This is a genomic window from Gelidibacter sp. (assembly GCF_035577925.1).
Classification (GTDB): domain Bacteria; phylum Bacteroidota; class Bacteroidia; order Flavobacteriales; family Flavobacteriaceae; genus Gelidibacter.
On the sequence record NZ_DATJCY010000115.1, the window covers coordinates 1 to 21,913 of the forward strand.

The window sequence follows — 21,913 nt, forward strand, 5'->3', positions numbered from 1 at the left end:
ATCTATCTCACTTTTACCCGTACCATCAAGATTGATTTCCATGGCAATTTTTGTTTCATTGGTATTTCTAACAAGGTTTGAAATTCTATTTTCTGCTTTAAGAAACGTATAAATTTCTTCCCAATCCGTAGTTTCCAAACCGATAACTCCTGATAATGTATTGTTGTCAGGTTTTATAAAACCAGATGTTTGATTGTTGATAAATATTGCTTTTGAACCTAAATTTCCAGCCAATTCAACATCGGTCCAACGATCACCAATGACATAAGAATTTGCCAAATCATAAGAATCAGAGAAATATTGAGTGAGCATACCTGTTCGTGGTTTTCGAGTTGGCGCCTGATCTTCATCAAAAGTGCGATCAATAAATTGCTCCATAAAATTAATACCCTCAGCTTTAAATGCATCAACAATAAAATTATGAACCGGCCAAAAGGTGTTTTCTGGAAAAGAATCTGTTCCCAGACCATCTTGGTTGGTGACCATTACAATTTCGTAATCCAGCTCTTTCGCTATCTTTCCCAAATACTGAAATACTTTGGGATAAAAAGCCAGTTTGTCAAAACTATCTATTTGATAATCCTCTGGTTCGATAATAATGGTGCCATCACGATCTATAAAAAGTACTTTTTTCATAATATTTATCAGTTACAATTGTTTTAAAGTTTCAATAAGTTTCATATTTTCTTCAGTTGTCCCAATGGTCAGTCGCAAACAGTTTTCGCATAAGGGTTGTGTCGTTCTATTGCGTATCACAATTCCGTTTTCGATAAGTTGTTGGTAACGCTTGCTGGCATCATCAACTTTTATCATTACAAAATTGGTGTTGGATGGATATATTTTTTTAATAAAAGCAACCTGATCCAAACTTCTAACCAGAAGTTCTCTTTCATTAATTAAAGACATAATTTGAGATTGTACTAAATCTGCTTTCTGAAGTTGCTCAATGGCGCTTATTTGGGTCAATTCATTAATATTATATGGCGGTTTAATTTTATTTAGGGTTGCTATTATTGCTTCGGAAGCAAAGCACATGCCCAAACGAATACCCGCCATGCCATAAGCTTTTGACAACGTCTGAACAACGACAAGGTTGGGAAATTCCTTTAGTCGCGACAACCAGCTTTCTTCGTTTGAAAAATCGATATAAGCTTCATCAATAACAACGATACCTTTAAAGTTTTTTAATAAAAACTCAACACGATCAGCCTCAAAACTATTTCCTGTAGGATTGTTTGGCGAGCATAGAAAAAGAATTTTACTATTGGCACTAGCTGTATTTAAAACAGCCGTATTTTGAGGTTGAAAAGCTGATTCTGACAGATTAATTTTAAGAACTTCAACCGCATTGATATTTGCCAAAACTTCGTACATCCCGTAGGTTGGCGGCAGAATTAAAATATTATCGATGTTTGGTTCACAAAACATTCTGATCAATAAATCTAATACTTCATCACTTCCGTTTCCTAATAAAATTTGTTCGACAGGAATATTTTTTAGCTTAGAAATTACTGCTTTTAATTCCTTTTGCTGAGGATCTGGATAACGATTTATACCATTTTCAAACGGATTTTCATTAGCATCCAAAAATGTTAAATGTTCTTTATGACCTTTAAATTCATCACGTGCCGAAGCATAGGGTTTTAAGGATTTAATTGAAGGTCTAATCAAATGTTGTATGCTCATTGTATATCTTTTAATCGAATTGAAACTGCGTTTTTATGGGCTTGCAAACCTTCGGCTTCTGCCATTAGCTCAATGGTTTTTCCAATGTTTTGCAATCCTGTTTTAGTTATTTTCTGAAAGGTGATACTTTTTAAAAAACTATCTAAATTTACACCTGAATACGCTTTACTATAACCGTTGGTCGGCAAGGTATGGTTGGTGCCAGAAGCATAATCACCAGCACTTTCTGGGGTATAATTCCCAATAAAAACCGATCCGGCATTGATGATGCCGTTTATAAAAAACGATTCATTTTCTGAACATATTATAAAATGTTCAGCACCATAAGCATTGATAAAATCTAAGGCTTCTTGATTGCCATTGATTAAAATTAACTTGGAATTTTCAATGGCTTTCCTTGTCATTATTTTTCTTGGCAAAACCTCCAATTGTCTTTCAATTTCTGATTCTACCCTAGCAATAAATGTTTCAGAAGTAGAAACCAGAATAACCTGGCTATCTGGACCATGTTCGGCTTGGCTCAGCAAATCGGAAGCTACATAAGCAGGATTGGCCGAATCATCTGCAAAAATTAAAAGCTCACTTGGCCCAGCGGGCATATCTATAGCAACACCATATTTGGTAGCCAGTTGTTTTGCAACCGTTACAAATTGATTTCCAGGTCCAAAAATTTTATAAACCTTAGGAAGGGTTTCAGTTCCAAAAGTCATGGCAGCAATGGCCTGAATACCGCCAACCTTATAAATTTTAGTTACACCACACAATTGTGCTGCATAAAGGATTTCGTTTGAAATGGCTCCATTTTTATTGGGCGGTGAACAAAGAACAATGTCTTTACTACCTGCAATATTTGCTGGAACCGCTAGCATTAATACTGTAGAAAACAGAGGTGCTGTGCCACCTGGAATGTACAATCCTATTTTTTCGATAGGCCGCTTTTCTTGCCAACACAGAACGCCAGGCATTGTTTCTACTTGAACTTTGTTTGTTTTTTGTGCTTTATGAAACGTTTCGATATTTTGCTTTGCCATTTGGATGGCAGATTTTAATTCATCTGAAACATTCTTGGAAGCGAAATTCATTTCTTCATCAGACACCATGGTAACTTCAGCATCACAACCATCAAAAAGAGCGGTATATTTTTGAATCGCTAGGTTTCCATTACGTTGTACATCTTTAAAAATTTCCTCAACCGTTAATTCAATATTTTCAATGGATTGGGTTGGTCTTTTAATTAATTGAGACCATTGGTTTCTATTTGGATTTTTTATGATTTGCATCGTTTTATTATTTTGTATTATACTGAAAATGATAGCGTTTAAAACAGAAAGTTAAATAACCATATTTTCGATTGGACAGACTAAAATACCTTCGGCTCCATTAGCTTTCAACTCATCGATAATTTCCCAAAAGTCATTTTTATTAATTACGGAATGTATAGAACTCCACCCTTCTTGCGCCAAAGGCAATACGGTTGGGCTACGCATACCGGGCAAAACGTTAATTATTTTATCGAGTTTATCATTTGGTGCGTTTAGCAATACATATCTTGATTGCCGCCCTTTTAGAACCGATTGAAACCTGAATTGCAATTTCTCCAAAATGGTTTTGCTTTTATTGGAAATTAAAGGAGAAACTGCCAAAATAGCTTCAGATTTTAATAGTACTTCAACCTCTTTTAAATTGTTTTTAAAAAGTGTACTACCGCTAGAAACGATATCAACAATAGCATCTGCAAGTCCGATATTGGGAGCAATTTCAACCGAACCATTGATAATATGCAGTTTTGCGTCAATGCCATTTTTATCAAGAAACTGCTGAACCGTATTTGGATAGGAAGTTGCAATCCGTTTGCCTTCCAAATCCTTTATGGTTGTGTATTTAAATGATTTTGGAACAGCTATGGATACTTTACAAGTCGAAAAACCTAATTTTTCTACTACATTAATATCCTTTCCTTTTTCGATTAGAATATTTTCACCAATAATTGCGGCATCAACTACACCATCTCTTAAATATTGTGGAATATCGCCATTTCGAAGATAAAACACCTCCAAAGGAAAGTTTTTGGCAGATGCCTTAAGTTGATCAATACCATTGTCGATAGAAATACCAACATCTTTTAAGATTTTCATGGAGTCGTCATGCAAACGACCCGATTTTTGAACTGCTATTTTTAATTTACTCATTTTAGTGCCCACCAAAAAAGGTGCTTTTTTAATTAAACTAATTTTTGTCTGAGTAAATTTTTGGAGAAGATTCCTGGATTTTAAGGAATAAAAAAACCGCTTGATTTACTCAAACGGTTTTAAAATATGTTGATTTTATTCAATACATCTTCAATTCGCTTGAGTGCAAATATGATGATGGTGATGATGTAGTTGAATAAAAGTCATTTCGTATTTATGAATTGCAAATATGAATATTATATTTTTAAAACAAAGCTTTTTATAAATAATTTTTAAAAATAAATTACTGATTGCCCAAAATAATTGGCATTCCAGAACTTCCAGAACCTATAACAATAACCTTACTATTGCTTGACTCTGAAAGTTTTATAGTTGCCTCAATGCCCTTGTCCTGAAGAATTTTATCGGTCAATGATGCACTTAAAATTTTATTGGCATCAGCTTTACCTTGCGCCTCAATAATTGCTTTTTCAGCCTCTTTAGATGCCGTGACCAATCTAAATTCGTACTCCAAAGACTCTTGTTCTTGTTTTAATTTACGCTCAATAGCATCTTTAATGGTTGGTGGTAAAGTCACGTCACGCACCAAAACCTCATTTAATTGAATGTATTGATCCTTGACTATTTTTTGAGTTTCAATAAATATTTCTTGCTGAATTACATCACGCTTACTAGAATATAATTGCTCTGGCGTATAGCGCCCCACGACACTTCTAGCTGCTGAACGAATAGCTGGCAATAAAATACGTTCTTTGTACATTTCGCTTTTTTCTTGATGTAATTTTCCAAGATTTTCATAGGTTGGCTGAAACCACACAGAAGCTTCCAACTTAATATCCAAACCATTAGAAGATAAAACATTCATTTTATCCAAAATTTCTTGTTGTCTTACTTCGTAAATAAAAACCTTGTTCCAAGGTGCAATAATGTGAAAACCTTCGCCAAGAGGTGGCTCATTGGTAACCACACCGCCACCAAAGGTTTTATAAAGTACGCCAGCCTGTCCTGACTCAATAGTTACTGCCGATTTAGCAAGTAAAATAATTAATACAATTGCAGCAATTATTGCTGGTAATGCAACTTTAGGTAATTTTTCCATGAATAGTTTTTAGTTAAATTAAACCGGTATATTTTCTAATGAACCATTCTGCAGATAGGCTAAATGCAATGAACGCCAATAGAAATTTCCATTCGATCAAAGGTACAACATTTTTAGAGCTTTTTTGAACAGTTGCAAACCTTTCATCGGTCATTAAATGATTTATAAATGTGCTTGTTTTATCAATAAAATAAGCTTTTCCTTGACTGTAAGTTGCGACATTTTGAAGTTTTGAAACATTGGCATTCAAATAATGTTGCTCTACATTATAATCTAAAATTTTGAATGAACCAGACATTGAAATATTTTCGTCCAATGATTTTACAGTAAACTCGTAATCGCCAGCTGGCATACCACTTAAATCTACTTGATAATTAGTGTTTTTTAAGATAAACGGAAAATTGACCGATTGACCTTCATCTTTATTCTTCAGGACGATTTCTAGATTGGCAGTTTTGTCAAATTCAAAAGTTTTATTAAAAAACTGAGCGGTAATTACCAGATTATCATTTCCATTATAAAAAGACTCATAAGACACATTCAAGCGACTTCTTTTTTGATTGGAATCGAGATATTGAATGATTTTGCCAATAAAATCATCAAATGGATAAAAGGAATTTTCATTCAAATAAACTTGTGCTCTCCAACGCCAAATGCCTTCACCATTCAAAACTGCCGCTCGTTTTTGATCGGCTTCAAAAGTTAACAACAAAGGTTCTTTTAGCGGAATACCATTGACCATTTTGTACAAAATGACTTCGGTCGCTACGGAAAAAACAGTTTCGCCAAATTCTGTTTGCAAAGGCGGAAAATCAGAAAAATCTAAATTTTCAACAATAAATACATTATAATTTGAATTAGGCTCTGCTTGAAAATCTTCATATTGATTGGTGATGGTTTGCTTAAAATAAGGCTGAAGATTATTCAGTTCGGACCAATTGGTTTTTGTACCAAGAATTGTGAATGTATTGAGCTGTAATGTTTCTACTTGATCATAAACCGACTTAAAATTTTGATTTGGTTGATATAAAATAAGTTGTTGAAAATCATCAGTTGAATTAAGATATTCGGAAGGTGTTACAATAGATGCTTGGCGAAGTTCATTACTTTCAATGGCTCTTTTTAAGGCACCCAAATCGGGGTGTATCATATCTGAAACAATCGCAACATGTGTCTTTTTATCGATAACTTCTACCGCAAAATTTTTAATATTATTAATGGTGTTTTTCTCGTTGGCAATAGCAACAATTTCAGCTTTATAACTATGAACTCCGGGAATATCGGCAGGTAAGTTTAAATGGATAATTTGACTGGATTGGTCCTTATTAAAAGTTAAGTTTTGAGAAAAAACTACAGTATTTCCGGATGTTATATTTAATTGAGAATGAACATTATCATGACCATTATAAACTGCAATTACCTCAATAGGAAACTTGTTTTTTAAATACGCATATTTATTGACGTTAAGTTGTTCGATCCTTAAATCGTTATAACTGGTGGTATCACCTAAAATCAATGGAAAAATAACCTGTTTATACTTTTGTGCAACATATTCGTAATCATTTCCGTAGGTTTGGTTTCCATCAGTAATTAATACCATAGGTGCTAATGTATTGGCATACACCTCTGAAAACTGCTCAAACAAAAGTGTTGGATTGGTTTGTTTTTCATTAAAGGCCAAACTATCCAAAGTATTAATATTTTTTCCAAAAGTGAAAAATTCTAAATCGAACCGCTCGTTTAAACCATCATCATTTTTAAGTAATGCTACAAAGTTTTTTGCTTTTTTGTCTTGTTCCAGATATTTTACCGATTCCGAATTATCAATTGCCACAACCAATCTTGGCTTTTCGTTATAATAAAGTGTCGAATCAAATTTGGGATTGATCAAAAGCAACAGAATTGAAAAAATCGTCAAAAACCTCAAAAAAGTCAATAAAACTGTGACTTTCAAATGTTTCTTTGACTTATATATATACTGAAAAAGCGCTAATAATAGCGCTATAATTCCTGCTGATATGATATAAAGGATTGCTTCTGTTTGCATTAAGCTTTAAAGTAAAAAGCATAAGATTCCCACTTTCGTGGAAATTGATTAGGTAAGCATTCCGCCATCAACATTTATAGTTTGACCTGTAACATAAGCACTTAAGTCACTTGCCAAAAATACACAAACATTGGCAACGTCTTCAGCGGTTCCACCTCGTTTTAATGGAATAGACTCACGCCATCCTTTTACTGTATTTTCATTTAATTTGGCGGTCATCTCAGTTTCTATAAATCCTGGAGCGATGACGTTACTTCTGATATTACGAGAACCCAACTCCAAAGCCACAGATTTTGAAAAACCAATAATACCTGCTTTAGAAGCTGCATAATTGGCCTGACCGGCATTTCCTTTTACACCAACTACAGAACTCATATTGATGATTGAACCTTTACGTTGCTTTAGCATGGTACGTTGAACAGCTTTGGTCATATTAAAAACAGATTTTAGATTGACTTCAATAACCTTATCAAAATCCTCTTCGCCCATACGCATCAGCAAATTATCTTTTGTGATTCCAGCATTATTCACCAAAATATCAATGCTTCCAAAGTACTCTAACACATCGTCTGCTAATTTTTGGGATTCTGTAAAATCGGCCGCATTACTTTGGTATCCTTTAGCCTTAACTCCTAAATCAATTAATTCTTTTTCCAACGCATTTGCTGATTCTACCGAAGAACTATAGGTAAATGCAACGTTTGCACCGTGTGCTGCAAAAGCCTGTGCAATACCTTTACCTATTCCTCTGCTTCCTCCTGTAATAATTGCTGTTTTTCCTTCTAATAATTTCATAACTATAATTTTAGTAGTGAATGCTATTGTAATTAAGTTTTGCACTCAAACTTGGTTGATAAATCTGTTTTCAAATATAAGAATAAGAAGCTGTTTGAAAACAAAAAACCTCACAAAGTTGTGAGGTTTCATTACATTGTATTATATTTATTTTGCCATGATTTCGGCAACTTTTTTACCGATTTCAGCAGGTGAATCCACAACGTGGATACCACAGGCTCTCATGATTTTCTTTTTAGCTTGGGCTGTATCATCACTACCACCAACAATGGCTCCGGCGTGTCCCATAGTACGTCCGGCAGGTGCAGTTTCGCCAGCAATAAATCCGATAATTGGTTTTTTACTTCCACTTGCTTTATACCAATTGGCTGCATCAGCCTCCAATTGTCCTCCAATCTCACCGATCATCACTACACATTCTGTTTCAGGATCGTTGATCAATAACTCAACCGCTTCTTTGGTTGTAGTTCCGATGATTGGATCACCACCAATACCAATTGCTGTAGTGATACCTAACCCTTGTTTTACAACTTGATCTGCAGCCTCATAAGTTAAAGTTCCCGATTTGGATACAATACCAACGTTACCTTTCTTGAAAACAAAACCTGGCATAATTCCAACTTTTGCTTCTCCAGGAGTGATCACACCTGGACAGTTAGGTCCAATTAAGCGACAGTCTTTAGATTTAATATAACTTGCTACTTTAATCATGTCAGCCACAGGAATACCTTCAGTGATACAGATAATAACCTTAATGCCTGCATCGGCAGCTTCCATAATGGCATCAGCCGCAAAAGCTGGTGGCACAAAAATAATAGAAGTGTCTGCTTTAGCTTGATCTACTGCGTCTTTAACAGTATTAAACACTGGTCTGTCCAAATGACTCTGTCCACCTTTGCCTGGAGTAACACCGCCAACCACGTTAGTTCCATATTCTATCATTTGTCCTGCATGGAAAGTACCTTCACTACCTGTAAAGCCTTGCACAATTATTTTTGAATCTTTATTTACTAAAACGCTCATTTATATTATTTTTTAATTTTAAGACTTCGCAAAAGTAATCCTTTTAACAGCATTTATGAAGTCTTTATTGAATTTTTATTTCTAACAATTATTTATAACTATACGTATTATACTTGTCAACTTAGCTAATTTTAAAACCTCTATAAAGTTTATCTTATTTTACTCTAAAGATGATACTAAAACTTGCTATAATAACATTATTTATTTGTTTTCAATTGCTCCAAAAGTTCTGGAATTCGCTTAATAAAAGCCTTATCCTTCAATTCTTTTTTAGCCTCCTGAACTGGAGTTCCCCAATAGGTTTTACCACCTTTAAGAGATTTACTTATGCCTGTTTGTGCATGAACTACCGCATTTGCTCCAATGGTTATTCCACTAGCGCTTCCTACTTGGCCCCATAAGGTGACCTCATCTTCAACTACCACACAACCGGCGATACCCACTTGTGAAGCAATCAAGCATTTTTTGCCAATTACGGTATCGTGCCCAATTTGGATTTGATTATCCAGTTTTGAGCCTTCACCAATAATAGTATCACCGGTAACACCTCTATCAATGGTACAAAGGGCACCTATATGAACATTGTCCTTAACAACGACGCGACCTCCAGAAATTAATTGATCAAAACCCTCGGGGCGTTTTTTATAATAAAATGCACTTGCTCCCAAAACCGTACCCGCATGAATGGTAACGTTATCACCAATAATCGTATCATCATAGATGATGACATTAGGATGAATCAAACAATTATCACCAATATGTACATTATTACCTATAAAACAATTGGGTTGGATCACAGTGTTTTTTCCAATTACAGCTGAATCTGAAATACTTTTAGATGCACTTCTAAACGGGTTAAAATGCTGAGTAAGTTTATTAAAATCCCTAAATGGATCATCGCTAATAAGCAATGCTTTTCCTTCCGGACATTCAACTTCCTTATTGATCAATACAATAGTTGCAGCCGATTTTAACGCTTTATCATAGTATTTTGGATGATCGACAAACACGATATCACCAGGCTCAACAACATGGATTTCATTCATGCCCAATACAGGAAAATCATCATTACCTATATAAGATGTGTTGATGATCTCTGCAATTTCCTTTAAGGTATATGGTTTTGGAAACTTCATTGCTATTTAGTATTAAATTGCACACCATTAAAAGTTGCAACAGGATTTGTTAAGAAACATCAATTGATGTCAAAATTTATTCCTTAACGCGTTCTCTGTACGTACCTTTTTCAGTTTCAATTCTAATTTTATCGCCTTCATTAATGAACAGTGGTACATTTATTTCTGCTCCTGTTTCAACTGTAGCAGGTTTTGTTGCATTGGTTGCCGTATTGCCCCTAACACCAGGCTCTGTAGAAGTAACTTCTAAAGTTACTGTTGCTGGCATCTCTACCGAAAGCGGCATGCCATCTTCGGCATTGATAAGAATGGTAACGACTTCACCTTCTTTCATTAAATCAGAACGATCTAAAGCGGTTTCCAACAATCTAATTTGCGAATAATCTTCTTGGTTCATGAAATGGTAATATTCACCATCATGGTATAGAAATTGAAATTTATGTGTTTCTACACGAACGTCGTCAATTTTATGACCTGCAGAAAACGTATTTTCCAATACTTTTCCGTTAGTTACACTTTTCATTTTAGTTCTAACAAACGCTGGTCCTTTTCCAGGTTTAACATGTAAAAACTCAACGATCTTATAAATATCATTATTGTACCTAATGCACAATCCATTGCGTATATCTGCTGTAGTTGCCATTTTATAATTCTATATTGTAATTTGTTTATAATTATATTTTTTGGATTTCTATTATAAATCTAACTTGATTTGAAATAGCCTTTCATAATTCCGCGGTGCGAATTTTTTATGAATTGTAAAATCTCGTCACGCTCTGGTGTGGCCTCCATCTCTGCTTCTATAATTTCTGAAGCCTGTGTGTTATTGTAATTTTTTTGATAAAGAATGCGATAAATATCTTGAATTTCCCTGATTTTATCCGAAGAAAAACCACGACGTCGTAATCCCACCGAATTAATCCCCACGTAAGACAAAGGTTCTCGTGCGGCTTTTACATAAGGCGGTACATCCTTACGGACTAAAGATCCTCCGGTCACAAAAGCATGGTTACCAATTGAACAAAACTGATGTACGGCAGTCATTCCTGCCAAAACCACGTAATTTCCAATCACCACATGACCTGCAAGTGTACTATTATTTGAAAAAATACAATTATTACCAATCACACAATCGTGTGCTACGTGGCAATAGGCCATGATGAGGCAATTATCTCCAATAACGGTTTTCATTTTGTCGGTAGTACCTCTATTAATGGTCACACATTCCCTAATGGTCACATTGTTACCAATTTCGGTAGTGGTATCTTCATCTTGATATTTTAAATCTTGAGGAATTGCAGAAATCACTGCTCCTGGAAAAATATTACAATTTTTACCTATACGAGCGCCTTCCATAATGGTCACGTTACTCCCTATCCAAGTCCCATCGCCAATTACCACGTTATTATGTATGGTTGTAAAAGGATCAATCACAACATTCTTTGCTATTTTAGCTCCAGGATGTACATATGCTAGTGGTTGGTTCATTTCCTTGATTTTATTTTTTTTATGTTCTTTTAATTGGCTTAGCAACTATCTGATTTTAATTGATAATTTAATTTATTATTTCACTTTGGAAATCTGAGCCATTAATTCGGCTTCGGCACAAAGTTTACCGTTTGCAAAAGCATAGCCTTGCATATGGCAAATACCTCTTCTGATAGGTGTGATAAGATCACATTTAAAGATTAACGTATCGCCTGGGACCACTTTTTGCTTAAATTTCACTTTATCAATTTTCATGAAAAATGTCAAATAGTTTTCCGGATCCGGAACGGTGCTCAAAACAAGAATACCACCTGTTTGTGCCATGGCTTCTACTATTAAAACTCCAGGCATTACGGGAGCTCCCGGGAAATGCCCTGCAAAGAAAGGCTCATTCATAGTGACGTTCTTCATACCGATGACGCCAGAATCTGTCAACTCAAAAATCTTATCGATCAACAAAAACGGTTGTCGGTGTGGCAACATATCCATGATTTGATTGATATCCATTAATGGATCTTGGTTCAAATCGATCACAGGAACATTGCTCCTTCTTTCGTTTCTGATGATTTTTGACATTTTTTTAGCAAACTGCGTATTAATAAAATGTCCCGGTTTATTAGCGATGACCTTGCCTTTTAAACGGATACCAATAAGTGCCAAATCGCCAATAACATCCAAGAGTTTATGACGTGCAGCTTCATTGGGATGGTGTAATGTCAAATTGTCCAGAACACCATTTGGTTTAACAGCAATATTATCCTTTTTAAAAGCAACCTTCAATTTTTCCATTGTTTCTGTTGATAGTTTTTTATCCACATAAACAATGGCATTATTAAGATCGCCACCTTTTATTAATCCGTGCTCCAATAGCATTTCAATTTCGTGCAAAAAACTGAAGGTTCTTGCGTTTGAAATATCCTCCTTAAAATCGTGAATAGTACTTAACGTGGCATTTTGGGTGCCCAATACTTTTGTTCCGAAATCGACCATCGTAGTCACTTGATACTCTTTGGATGGCATGATTATAATTTCACTTCCCGAATCTTCATCAAAATAAGTAACAACATCTGTAACGACGTATTCTTCTCTAAAACCATCTTGCTCAACAAGGCCAGCCTCTTCAAGAGCTTCCACAAAAAACTTAGAAGACCCATCCATGATTGGTGGTTCAGAAGCATCTAATTCTATAATAACGTTGTCGATGTCCATTCCAACAAGCGCTGCCAGAACGTGCTCTGAAGTTTGAACTACCACGCCGTTTTTTTCTAAACACGTACCACGTTGGGTATTGGTAACATAATTAGCATCCGCTTCAACCAATGGCGCACCTTCAAGGTCAATGCGCTTAAATGTATATCCAGAATTCACTGGTGCAGGCAAGAATGTAAGTGTTACATTATTACCTGTATGCAATCCAACACCCGTTAGAGAAACCTCCTTTTGGATTGTTTTCTGTTTGATGTCTGTCTTAACTATTCCCATTTATTTTCTTATCCATTTTGTTAATTTCCTTCATTACTATAGGTAACTTTTTAAAATACACATAAGATTTATTATAATCGGCGTAGGCAAATGCCGGAGAACCTTGAAGTACTTCGCCATCCTTGACATTTCGTCCAACACCAGACTGTGCTTGTATTTTTACGTTATTGCCAATAGTGATATGTCCAACAATTCCTACTTGGCCACCAATAATACAGTTTTCTCCAATTTTGGCAGATCCTGCTACACCGGTTTGTGCAGCAATAACCGTATTTTTACCTATTTCGACATTATGTGCTATTTGAATTTGATTATCCAATTTTACACCTTTCCTTATAATTGTAGAACCTAAAGTTGCTCTATCAATAGTTGTTGCTGCTCCAATATCCACAAAATCCTCTAAAATCACATTTCCTGTTTGTGGTACTTTTGAATATTCTCCCAGCTCATTTGGTGCAAAGCCAAAGCCATCGGCACCGATGATAGCACCCGAATTAATAACACAATTATTCCCAACAATACAATCAAAATACACCTTTGCACCCGCAAATAAAACAGTGTCATTTCCAATTTTAACATTGTCCCCAATATAGGAATTTGGAAATATTTTGACATTATTTCCAATCCTAACATTTTCACCTATATAAGTAAAGGCTCCAATATAAACATTATCACCATAAATAGCCGTTTCCGAAATATGGGAAGGTTGTTCAATACCAAATTTATTGAGTTTTGCTTGATTGTAATATTCCAAAAGTCTTGAAAATGATTTGTAGGCATCATCCACTTTTATAAGTGTAGTGCTTATTTCATTTTCTGGTTCAAAAGTTTTATTGACAATGGTTATAGATGCTTTGGTAGAATAGATGTACGATTTATACTTGGGGTTGGCTAAAAATGTCAACGACCCTTCTGTCCCCTCTTCAATCTTGGAAAGTTTTGAGACCTCGATATCTGGATTGCCAACAATTTCGCCCTCCAAAATCCCTGCTATTTGTAATGCTGTAAATTTCATCAACCGCAAAAATAGAAAAAATGTACCATATATTGATGTTTGTCCTTCTTAATATCGTTCAAAGAAACATAGGTACAGGGTTTAAAATTATATTACTGTTTTAATTATTTTTAACAATAGATACAATTTACTGAAAACCAATAAAAAGGATTATTCCTTTGGATAGCAAATGTAAAATTTTGTTACTGGTTTTGAAAGTGCTTTTAAGTTTAGCTGGTCGGATGCTTTTACAATATCCTGTATTTTACCGGATTTATACAAGATATTAATATGTTGTGCCCCCAATTGATACGCCTGATTTGTAATTTCTCCGGTAAACACAAAATACGATGCTTCTTCGGCACTAATATTATGCTGCTTCATTAGTCTGTCCTTATAAGTATTTACATTTTCGATTTTGTGCTTTTTGTTTTTTAATTTTACTTTAAGCAAATCCCTGTTAATTATCATTGAACAGATATTACTTAGTACAAAATCTTCATGGTTTTGCCATTCTTTCATTGCAGACACAATATCATAATCATCCAAAAGCGAAAAAACATCGAGTGTTTCTGATGTGAAATTTGAATGGTTAACTTCTTTTTTAAGAAAATAATCCAAAGCACTACTTGCCTTTAGGACAACGCCTCTATTTGTAAGCTCTTTTGCGCGTTTTAAAACGCGCATTAAAAGCTGTTCGGCAACAATACTTGTTTTGTGCAAATATACCTGCCAATACATCAACCGTCTTGCGACCAAAAACTTCTCGACACTATAAATTCCCTTTTCCTCAACCACCAACTCATCATCCACAACGTTGAGCATGGTAATCAAACGTTCGGCATTAATATTTCCCTCGGCAACACCGGTATAAAAACTATCACGTTTTAAATAATCCGCACGATCCATATCCAACTGGCTGGAAATAAGCTGACCCATGAATTTTCGGTGATATTCTCCTTTAAACATCTGAATGGCCAGCGTTAAACTTCCGTTAAATTCGACATTTAAACGCTCCATAAAAAGGAGTGAAATAGCCTCATGGGAGATGCCTGTTACAATGCTATGTTCCATGGCATGACTGAAAGGACCATGTCCAATATCATGCAAAAGAATGGCAACCAACAGAGCATTTTCTTCTTCCCTTGAAATGTCAACACCTTTAAAAACAAGGGTATTTATGGCTCTTTGCATTAAATGCATACACCCTATGGCATGATGGAACCGGGTATGATGTGCGCCGGGATATACCAGATACGTCATGCCCATTTGCGAAATTCGCCGCAAGCGTTGAAAATACTTATGGTCGATTAAATCAAAAATCAACGAATTTGGTATTGTAATAAATCCGTAAATTGGGTCGTTGAATATTTTGAGTTTGTTTACTTTATTCAAACTTGAAAAATTTAAGCATTAAATTATACACAAAGATACATGAACAACATAAACATTCTTTGGGTTGACGACGAAATTGACATGTTAAAACCCCATATACTCTTTTTAGAAAAAAGGGACTACAAGATTACCACTTGCAAAAGCGGTACTGAAGCTTTAGAAATCATTGAAAACACCAACTTTGATATTGTCTTTTTGGATGAAAACATGCCAGGTTTAACAGGCTTGGAAACTCTGAACGAAATTAAGGAGCGTCGTGCCAATCTCCCTATTGTAATGATCACCAAAAGTGAGGAAGAATATATTATGGAAGAGGCCATTGGTAATAAAATTGCAGATTATCTGATAAAACCCGTAAATCCTAATCAAATTTTACTGAGTTTAAAAAAGAACTTGGACCACTCCCGATTGGTTTCAGAAAAAACAACCTCCAATTATCAACAAGAGTTTAGAAAAATCGCTATGGATATGGCCATGGTGAATAGTCATGATGAATGGGCCGATTTATATCAGAAACTAATTTACTGGGAGCTTCAACTTGAAGACATTGAAGACGTTGGACTTACAGAAATCCTAAAATCGCAAAAAACCGAAGCCAATGCACAATTTGGAAAATTTATAGAAAAGAATTACGTCAATTGGTTTACCGACAATGCCGATGCCCCAACGATGTCACATAACGTTTTTAAAAACAAAGTTGTGCCAGAACTAAGTGATACACAATCCACCTTGTTAATTGTTATTGACAATTTGCGCTATGACCAATGGAAAGCCTTCGAACCCAATATTAACAGTTATTATAAAAAAGTATCCGAAAGTTCATTTTACAGCATTCTACCAACAGCCACACAATATGCTCGAAATGCTATTTTTTCAGGCCTAATGCCACTAGAAATGGAAAAGCGCCATCCAGAATACTGGAGAAACGACATTGATGATGGCGGTAAAAATCTTTATGAAGCTGAGTTTTTGACAGCCCAACTCAAACGATTGGGCCTACAGAATTTAAAAACTGAATATCATAAAATCACCAATCTCCAATCAGGAAAAAAACTGGTTGAAAATTTCAAATCCCTTAAAAACAATGATCTTTCTGTTATTGTTTACAATTTTGTAGATATGCTTTCACACTCCAAAACCGAAATGGAAATGGTCAAGGAATTAGCATCTAATGACAAAGCATATCGTTCTCTCACTTTGAGCTGGTTTAAAAACTCGCCATTATTGGAAATGATTCAAAAAGCACAACAACTGGGCTTTAAATTGATCCTTACCACCGACCACGGGACTATTAATGTAAACAATCCTTCAAAAGTAATTGGAGATCGCGATACCAGTTTAAATCTGCGCTATAAAACAGGGCGAAGCCTCACCTTTGAAGCCAAAGACGTGTTTGCAATCAAGGATCCCAAAACTATCCTACTACCTTCCATAACGATGAGTAGTTCCTTTATTTTTGCAAAAAGCGATATTTTTTTGGCGTATCCCAATAATTACAACCATTACGTAAGCTACTACAGAAACACATACCAACATGGTGGTGTTTCTTTAGAAGAAATGATCATTCCATTTGTTGTTTTTAACCCGAAATAAATCTATATAATACACATAAAGACGATGAAATGCACAATTTATTAGTTTTTCTCATATTTTATGTATATTATTGCAACATAAATCAAATTGAATATCTACCACATGGAATGCAAATATTATATTGATGATATTGAAACAATTGCAGAAACCATATTGAAACATGCAACATCCAAAACACTTTTGTTTTACGGTGAAATGGGTGTTGGGAAAACAACTTTGATTAAAGAATTATCTAAACAATTGGGAAGTTTTGAGAACATAAATAGCCCTACATTTTCAATTGTAAATCAATACGAAATACCCGACGGTCTTATTTATCATTTTGATTTATTTAGAATAAAAGATGAACAAGAAGCTCTAGATTTTGGGATTGAAGACTATTTATTTTCCCAAGAGTGGATTTTTATTGAATGGCCAGAAAAATTAGGAAATTTACTTCCGGATTTTTTTAACAATATTGAAATTACGGCAAATATTGATGGCTCTAGAACCCTAAAAATGGGAGTAAAAACAAACTTAACCAAACAAATAGCAAAAATGCAGTAAAAAACTTGAATAAATTTAGCAGCCACACCCCGCGTCAAACATGAAAAGTACGGAAAAACCGTAACGTATAAGTGATTTTAGCAATTGTTTTTAACATTTGATTAACAGTGATTTTATATTGTTAAACTTAAGTTTGAACCAATTAATTAAATCCCTTGAATTATGAAAACAAAAAAGTACATGATTGCCTTGGCAATTTTCGGTGGTGCGTTGTTCACTGCACAAGCTACAAATCTTATTGACCTCAATGAACAAACCACAACAGAAATTGAAAGAAATAGAATTATCGTTCCGAAATGGGGATAAGAAAAAGTTTTTAATGGGTAGCATTATAGCAACTATTATTGCTGCTACTCCTTATTTATTTTACCTTTATGAAAGTGTTCCAGACGAGCAAGTTTGGGACACTTTTTTATTTACTTATGATAGCAAGAATTATGGAAGTGTTTTTGTATTAGCTTGGACATTAACCAATAAAACAATACCATTATTACTTATGTTTATCTGGTTTTTCACTTGTCGCCATTGGTGGTATCATGTTCTATTAGTCCCGATTGCGATGTTTTCATTTCAAATTTTCACTATTTTTAATGAAGATTTAAGTTATGTGGACAGCAATCAGATCCTATTTTTAATTCCGATCATGGCGATAATTATTCCTTCTATCTATCTAATAAGAGCTAAGGTTTTTAACAAAATCAATGATGCTGGTAAAACAATGCAAGAATTAGAGGATGAGTTTAAAATCAAGCCTAAAGGTGTTTTCAACTCTATCAAGGAATATTTCTAAAAACTATTATTATGGCATTTCCAATTGGTAAGTGTCTAATGACCTCTTAAAATATTTGATAACGATTAATTTTATCATTCACTAAAAAATCAAAAAATAGTTGTAATTTGACTCATTATTTTAAAATCAAATGAGCAAATCCATTTCTCCTTTTACTAGAGCACAATTACTTCCACAAGAAGAAACCTTAGAAATCTTTAAAAAAAAAGGAAATCTGTTTATTGGTATTCCAAAAGAGACTTATTTTCAAGAAAAACGCGTCTGTTTAACTCCTGATGCAGTTTCTGCTTTAGTATCCAATGGCCACCGTGTTATGGTGGAAGCAGGCGCAGGAGATGGTGCCAATTTTAGGGACCATTTATATAGCGAAGCTGGTGCTGAAATAACAAAAGACAAGGCCAAAATTTTTGCATGCCCTATTATTTTAAAGGTAGAGCCGCCCTCTTTAGATGAAATTAAACTCATCAATCCACAGACTTTATTAATATCAGCACTTCAGTTAAAAACGCAGAGCAAAAAATATTTTGAAACTTTGGCCACAAAGCGCATTACGGCATTGGCCTTTGAGTTTATTAAAGACGAGGATGGAGCCTATCCAGCAGTGAGATCGCTAAGTGAAATTGCAGGTACTGCCTCCATTCTTATTGCTGCCGAACTATTATCGAATATCAATGGTGGCAACGGATTGATGTTTGGAAATATTAGCGGTGTTCCACCTACAGAAGTGGTCATCATTGGCGCAGGTACTGTTGGTGAATTTGCCGCACGCTCAGCAATTGGATTAGGGGCAAACGTTAAGATTTTTGATAATTCTATTACAAAGCTTCGCACCGTACAAGCCAATTTAGGAAGGACCATTTACACCTCTACCCTGCAACCCAAAAACTTAATAAAAGCTTTAAAACGATGTGACATTGCCATTGGTGCCGTGCGAGGTGTTAACCGATCACCAATTGTTGTGACCGAAGCCATGGTAGATTGTATGAAAACCGGAGCGGTCATAATTGACGTAAGTATTGACATGGGAGGTTGTTTTGAAACCAGCGAAGTTACAACCCACGATAAACCTACTTATGAACATAATGGCATTGTACATTATTGCGTACCAAATATTCCCGCACGATATTCCCGATCGGCATCAGTATCAATCAGTAATATCTTCACACCTTACTTATTGAAAATTGCAGAAGATGGAGGTATAGAAAATGCCCTTCGTTTTGATCGCGGTTTAAAAAATGGATTGTACTTTTACCACGGTGTTTTAACAAACAAATCGGTTGCCGATTGGTTTGATCTAAAATACAGTGACGTCAATCTTTTAATTTTTTAATAATGAAATTCATACATCGCATCGGCTACTATTTGGGCGGCTTTTCTATTGGTCTAATTATTTTAGCGTTTTTTTTAAGTGGAAAGAAAACGTCATGTGCTTATGGACCTAACGCAAGAACCATAAAGAACATTTCGCAGAAACAAAAAATCTATTCTGATGATGCCATTTTAACAATGCAATCGTTTGAAATAGACACAACCATAGTTTCTGATTTAATTAAGTACGGCGATGTCAATTTTTCTGAAAGTGATACCAAAGCTGAGGATTGTAAAACCTACATTATCAAAAACAACTATAAGAATCAAAATTTCAGGCTGCAAATTAAAAACTGTGATTCATCGGCCACCATTGAATCTATCAATGCTTATTGAAATGAAAAAGATTACATATAATTTGTTTTATGACTTTTTAACCATTTATTAAATGCAGTGATAACTATATCATCATAATCCAGGTTGATTATATTTAAGATTTCAACTCTATTTTTTAGCCAAAAACAAACAACAAGATGTGCGGTATTTATTTAACTAACATTCCTTATAATGATAATGAAGTAAGAACTAAACTTAATTCAATTTCTTTTAGAGGACCAGATTTTACAGGAATCCACAAAGTAAACAATCTAACATTTGGCCATGTACGACTATCTATATTGGATTTAGATCCAAGATCAAATCAGCCTATGACGTCTGAGAATCTTACAATTGTTTATAATGGGGAAATTTATAATTACAAAACCATAAAAAAAGAACTTCTTGACTTAGGATATTCCTTTAATACGGAGAGTGATACTGAGGTTTTATTAATTGGCTATAAGCATTGGGGAAAAAACATTCTTGACAAATTAAATGGCATGTTTGCTTTTTCTATTTACGATTTAGTCTCTAATAAAATCTTTTCGGCACGAGATAGACTTGGCGTTAAACCTTTTTATTATTCTTGGAATGATGATAAGCTTGAAATTTGTAGCCAAATAAAACCTATGCTAGCAGGTAAGAAAATCAATGATGATGCAGTTTCAATGTTTTTGGACTGCATGTTTATCCCAAGCCCATACACCATTGTTGAAGGTGTATATAAATTACCGGCTGGTAATTATATGGAATTTGATCTAAATACCAATAATTTTACTATTAATGAATATTGGAATTTAAAACCGGTCAAAATAAAGGATATTTCTTACGAAGATGCAAAAAATGAACTTCACGATCTATTATTAGATGCTGTTAGAATTAGACTTCAATCTGATGTTCCGATTGGTTCTTTTTTATCAGGCGGAATTGACTCGGCCCTAGTATCAAGTATTGCAGCAAGGGTCTCAGATTCACAAATCAGTACTTTTTCTATTGGATTTGATAATCCTGAATATGATGAAAGCAAAATAGCCGAACAATACTCACAAATCCTAAAAACAAAGCACAAATCTACTGTTTGTAATCCCAGTGATTTCCTAAGTCTTATTCCAAAACTTACAGAGGTATATGATGAACCGTTCGCAGACAGTTCTGCCCTTCCTTCATTATTGTTAAATAAAGTAACTAAGGAATATGTTACAGTCGCACTCTCTGGAGATGGTGGCGATGAAAGTTTTATTGGCTACAACCATTTTGATTCACTTGTAAAGAACCAAAAAATAATTGATCTTCCATACCCCATTAGAAAATTCATAGCAAGTTCTGGAATACTGAAATTTCTCGGGATGAATACACACAGAATTCAGAATGCGTTAAAAACAAAAACTAGAAACGATTTTATTGAAAATATTTTTTCGAGAAAAGGATTTCTTTTAAAGAAAAAAAATCAGGACTATATGAAGTATTATCAAGGTTATAAAACTTGGTCAAATATTTTTTTACAAAAAGCCGCTGATTTGAATATAAAACTATGGCTAGAGAACGACAGTAATGTAAAGGTAGATAGAGCTAGTATGGCATACTCTGTTGAAGTCAGGAGTCCATTTTTAGATTATAGAATAGTAGAATATGCAAGAACACTCCCTATAAATTATAAATATGAAAAGGGAAGGCAAAAAAAGATTTTGCGTGATATCCTAAAGGAATATATTCCAGAAGAAGTTTTTGACCAACCAAAACGAGGCTTCTCTGTACCAATTGGAGATTGGATGCGAACCGAATTAAAAGAAGAATTCTTAAAATCCCTCAACGATGATTTCTTAAATATGGTTCCCAATCTCGATGTTGCCAAATTTAAACTTCTCTTATCCGAACACATGGAACAGAATATAGACCATACAATGCATATCTGGAAATTATATGTTTTGAGTAAATGGTATGAAAAGTATCAATTTTAACAAAGA

Annotated in this window: 21 protein-coding genes; 7 read left to right on the forward strand and 14 right to left on the reverse strand. The window is 34.6% G+C overall.

Going from position 1 to position 21,913, the window contains the following annotated elements; all coding sequences use genetic code 11:
• The 14 genes from hisB to VNJ50_RS04010 all read right to left on the reverse strand — a co-directional run.
• On the reverse strand, positions 1–636 hold a 636-nt coding region (gene hisB, locus VNJ50_RS03945), incomplete at its 3' end, for a histidinol-phosphatase (RefSeq protein ID WP_325579256.1).
• Between the two features lie 12 nt (positions 637–648).
• Entirely contained in the window at positions 649–1,686 is a 1,038-nt protein-coding gene (gene hisC, locus VNJ50_RS03950; RefSeq protein WP_325579258.1) for a histidinol-phosphate transaminase, read from the reverse strand.
• Positions 1,683–2,966: a histidinol dehydrogenase gene (gene hisD / locus VNJ50_RS03955; RefSeq protein ID WP_325579260.1), complete on the reverse strand. Its 1,284-nt coding sequence runs from the start codon at positions 2,964–2,966 to the stop codon at positions 1,683–1,685. Before hisD ends, hisC begins: the two co-directional genes overlap by 4 nt.
• Positions 2,967–3,017: 51 nt before the next feature.
• A complete protein-coding gene (gene hisG / locus VNJ50_RS03960) occupies positions 3,018–3,875 on the reverse strand; it encodes an ATP phosphoribosyltransferase (protein ID WP_325579262.1) in 858 nt (285 codons plus the stop codon).
• 283 nt (positions 3,876–4,158) lie between these two features.
• Positions 4,159–4,974, reverse strand: coding sequence for a prohibitin family protein (locus tag VNJ50_RS03965; RefSeq protein WP_325579264.1), 816 nt, complete (start codon positions 4,972–4,974; stop codon positions 4,159–4,161).
• Between the two features lie 13 nt (positions 4,975–4,987).
• Positions 4,988–7,021: a VWA domain-containing protein gene (locus tag VNJ50_RS03970; RefSeq protein ID WP_325579266.1), complete on the reverse strand. Its 2,034-nt coding sequence runs from the start codon at positions 7,019–7,021 to the stop codon at positions 4,988–4,990.
• A gap of 48 nt (positions 7,022–7,069) precedes the next feature.
• Entirely contained in the window at positions 7,070–7,816 is a 747-nt protein-coding gene (gene fabG / locus VNJ50_RS03975; protein ID WP_325579268.1) for a 3-oxoacyl-[acyl-carrier-protein] reductase, read from the reverse strand.
• A gap of 147 nt (positions 7,817–7,963) precedes the next feature.
• Entirely contained in the window at positions 7,964–8,839 is an 876-nt protein-coding gene (gene sucD, locus VNJ50_RS03980; RefSeq protein WP_325579271.1) for a succinate--CoA ligase subunit alpha, read from the reverse strand.
• A 197-nt stretch (positions 8,840–9,036) separates the two neighbouring features.
• Positions 9,037–9,975 carry a UDP-3-O-(3-hydroxymyristoyl)glucosamine N-acyltransferase gene (locus VNJ50_RS03985; RefSeq protein WP_325579273.1) on the reverse strand — a complete coding sequence of 313 codons (939 nt, stop codon included), beginning with the start codon at positions 9,973–9,975 and terminating at the stop codon, positions 9,037–9,039.
• 76 nt (positions 9,976–10,051) lie between these two features.
• A complete protein-coding gene (gene efp, locus VNJ50_RS03990; protein ID WP_325579275.1) occupies positions 10,052–10,618 on the reverse strand; it encodes an elongation factor P in 567 nt (188 codons plus the stop codon).
• Positions 10,619–10,677: 59 nt separating this feature from the next.
• The gene (gene lpxA, locus VNJ50_RS03995; protein ID WP_325579277.1) at positions 10,678–11,463 is read right to left on the reverse strand and encodes an acyl-ACP--UDP-N-acetylglucosamine O-acyltransferase; all 786 of its coding nucleotides are present in this window, start codon (positions 11,461–11,463) and stop codon (positions 10,678–10,680) included.
• A gap of 75 nt (positions 11,464–11,538) precedes the next feature.
• Positions 11,539–12,945, reverse strand: a complete 1,407-nt coding sequence (locus VNJ50_RS04000; protein WP_325579278.1) for a bifunctional UDP-3-O-[3-hydroxymyristoyl] N-acetylglucosamine deacetylase/3-hydroxyacyl-ACP dehydratase — start codon at positions 12,943–12,945, stop codon at positions 11,539–11,541.
• On the reverse strand, positions 12,932–13,960 hold the full coding sequence (gene lpxD, locus VNJ50_RS04005; RefSeq protein WP_325579281.1) for a UDP-3-O-(3-hydroxymyristoyl)glucosamine N-acyltransferase: 1,029 nt from the start codon (positions 13,958–13,960) through the stop codon (positions 12,932–12,934). The genes VNJ50_RS04000 and lpxD overlap by 14 nt, the downstream gene beginning before the upstream one ends.
• Before the next feature lie 150 nt (positions 13,961–14,110).
• Entirely contained in the window at positions 14,111–15,334 is a 1,224-nt protein-coding gene (locus VNJ50_RS04010) for an HD domain-containing protein (protein WP_325579283.1), read from the reverse strand.
• Positions 15,335–15,373: 39 nt separating this feature from the next.
• Between VNJ50_RS04010 and VNJ50_RS04015 the strand changes: the two genes are divergently transcribed.
• The 7 genes from VNJ50_RS04015 to asnB all read left to right on the forward strand — a co-directional run bounded on the left by VNJ50_RS04015 (position 15,374) and on the right by asnB (position 21,907).
• Positions 15,374–16,927, forward strand: a complete 1,554-nt coding sequence (locus VNJ50_RS04015) for a bifunctional response regulator/alkaline phosphatase family protein (RefSeq protein ID WP_325579285.1) — start codon at positions 15,374–15,376, stop codon at positions 16,925–16,927.
• 102 nt (positions 16,928–17,029) lie between these two features.
• A complete protein-coding gene (tsaE, locus tag VNJ50_RS04020) occupies positions 17,030–17,473 on the forward strand; it encodes a tRNA (adenosine(37)-N6)-threonylcarbamoyltransferase complex ATPase subunit type 1 TsaE (protein ID WP_325579287.1) in 444 nt (147 codons plus the stop codon).
• A 162-nt stretch (positions 17,474–17,635) separates the two neighbouring features.
• Positions 17,636–17,779, forward strand: a complete 144-nt coding sequence (locus VNJ50_RS04025; RefSeq protein WP_325579289.1) for a hypothetical protein — start codon at positions 17,636–17,638, stop codon at positions 17,777–17,779.
• Positions 17,780–17,792: 13 nt separating this feature from the next.
• Positions 17,793–18,263: a hypothetical protein gene (locus VNJ50_RS04030; RefSeq protein WP_325579291.1), complete on the forward strand. Its 471-nt coding sequence runs from the start codon at positions 17,793–17,795 to the stop codon at positions 18,261–18,263.
• 130 nt (positions 18,264–18,393) lie between these two features.
• Positions 18,394–19,593, forward strand: coding sequence for an alanine dehydrogenase (locus VNJ50_RS04035; RefSeq protein ID WP_325579293.1), 1,200 nt, complete (start codon positions 18,394–18,396; stop codon positions 19,591–19,593).
• Between the two features lie 2 nt (positions 19,594–19,595).
• Positions 19,596–19,967 carry a hypothetical protein gene (locus VNJ50_RS04040; RefSeq protein WP_325579294.1) on the forward strand — a complete coding sequence of 124 codons (372 nt, stop codon included), beginning with the start codon at positions 19,596–19,598 and terminating at the stop codon, positions 19,965–19,967.
• Positions 19,968–20,104: 137 nt separating this feature from the next.
• The gene (gene asnB / locus VNJ50_RS04045) at positions 20,105–21,907 is read left to right on the forward strand and encodes an asparagine synthase (glutamine-hydrolyzing) (RefSeq protein WP_325579296.1); all 1,803 of its coding nucleotides are present in this window, start codon (positions 20,105–20,107) and stop codon (positions 21,905–21,907) included.
• The last annotated feature ends 6 nt before the right edge of the window (positions 21,908–21,913 follow it).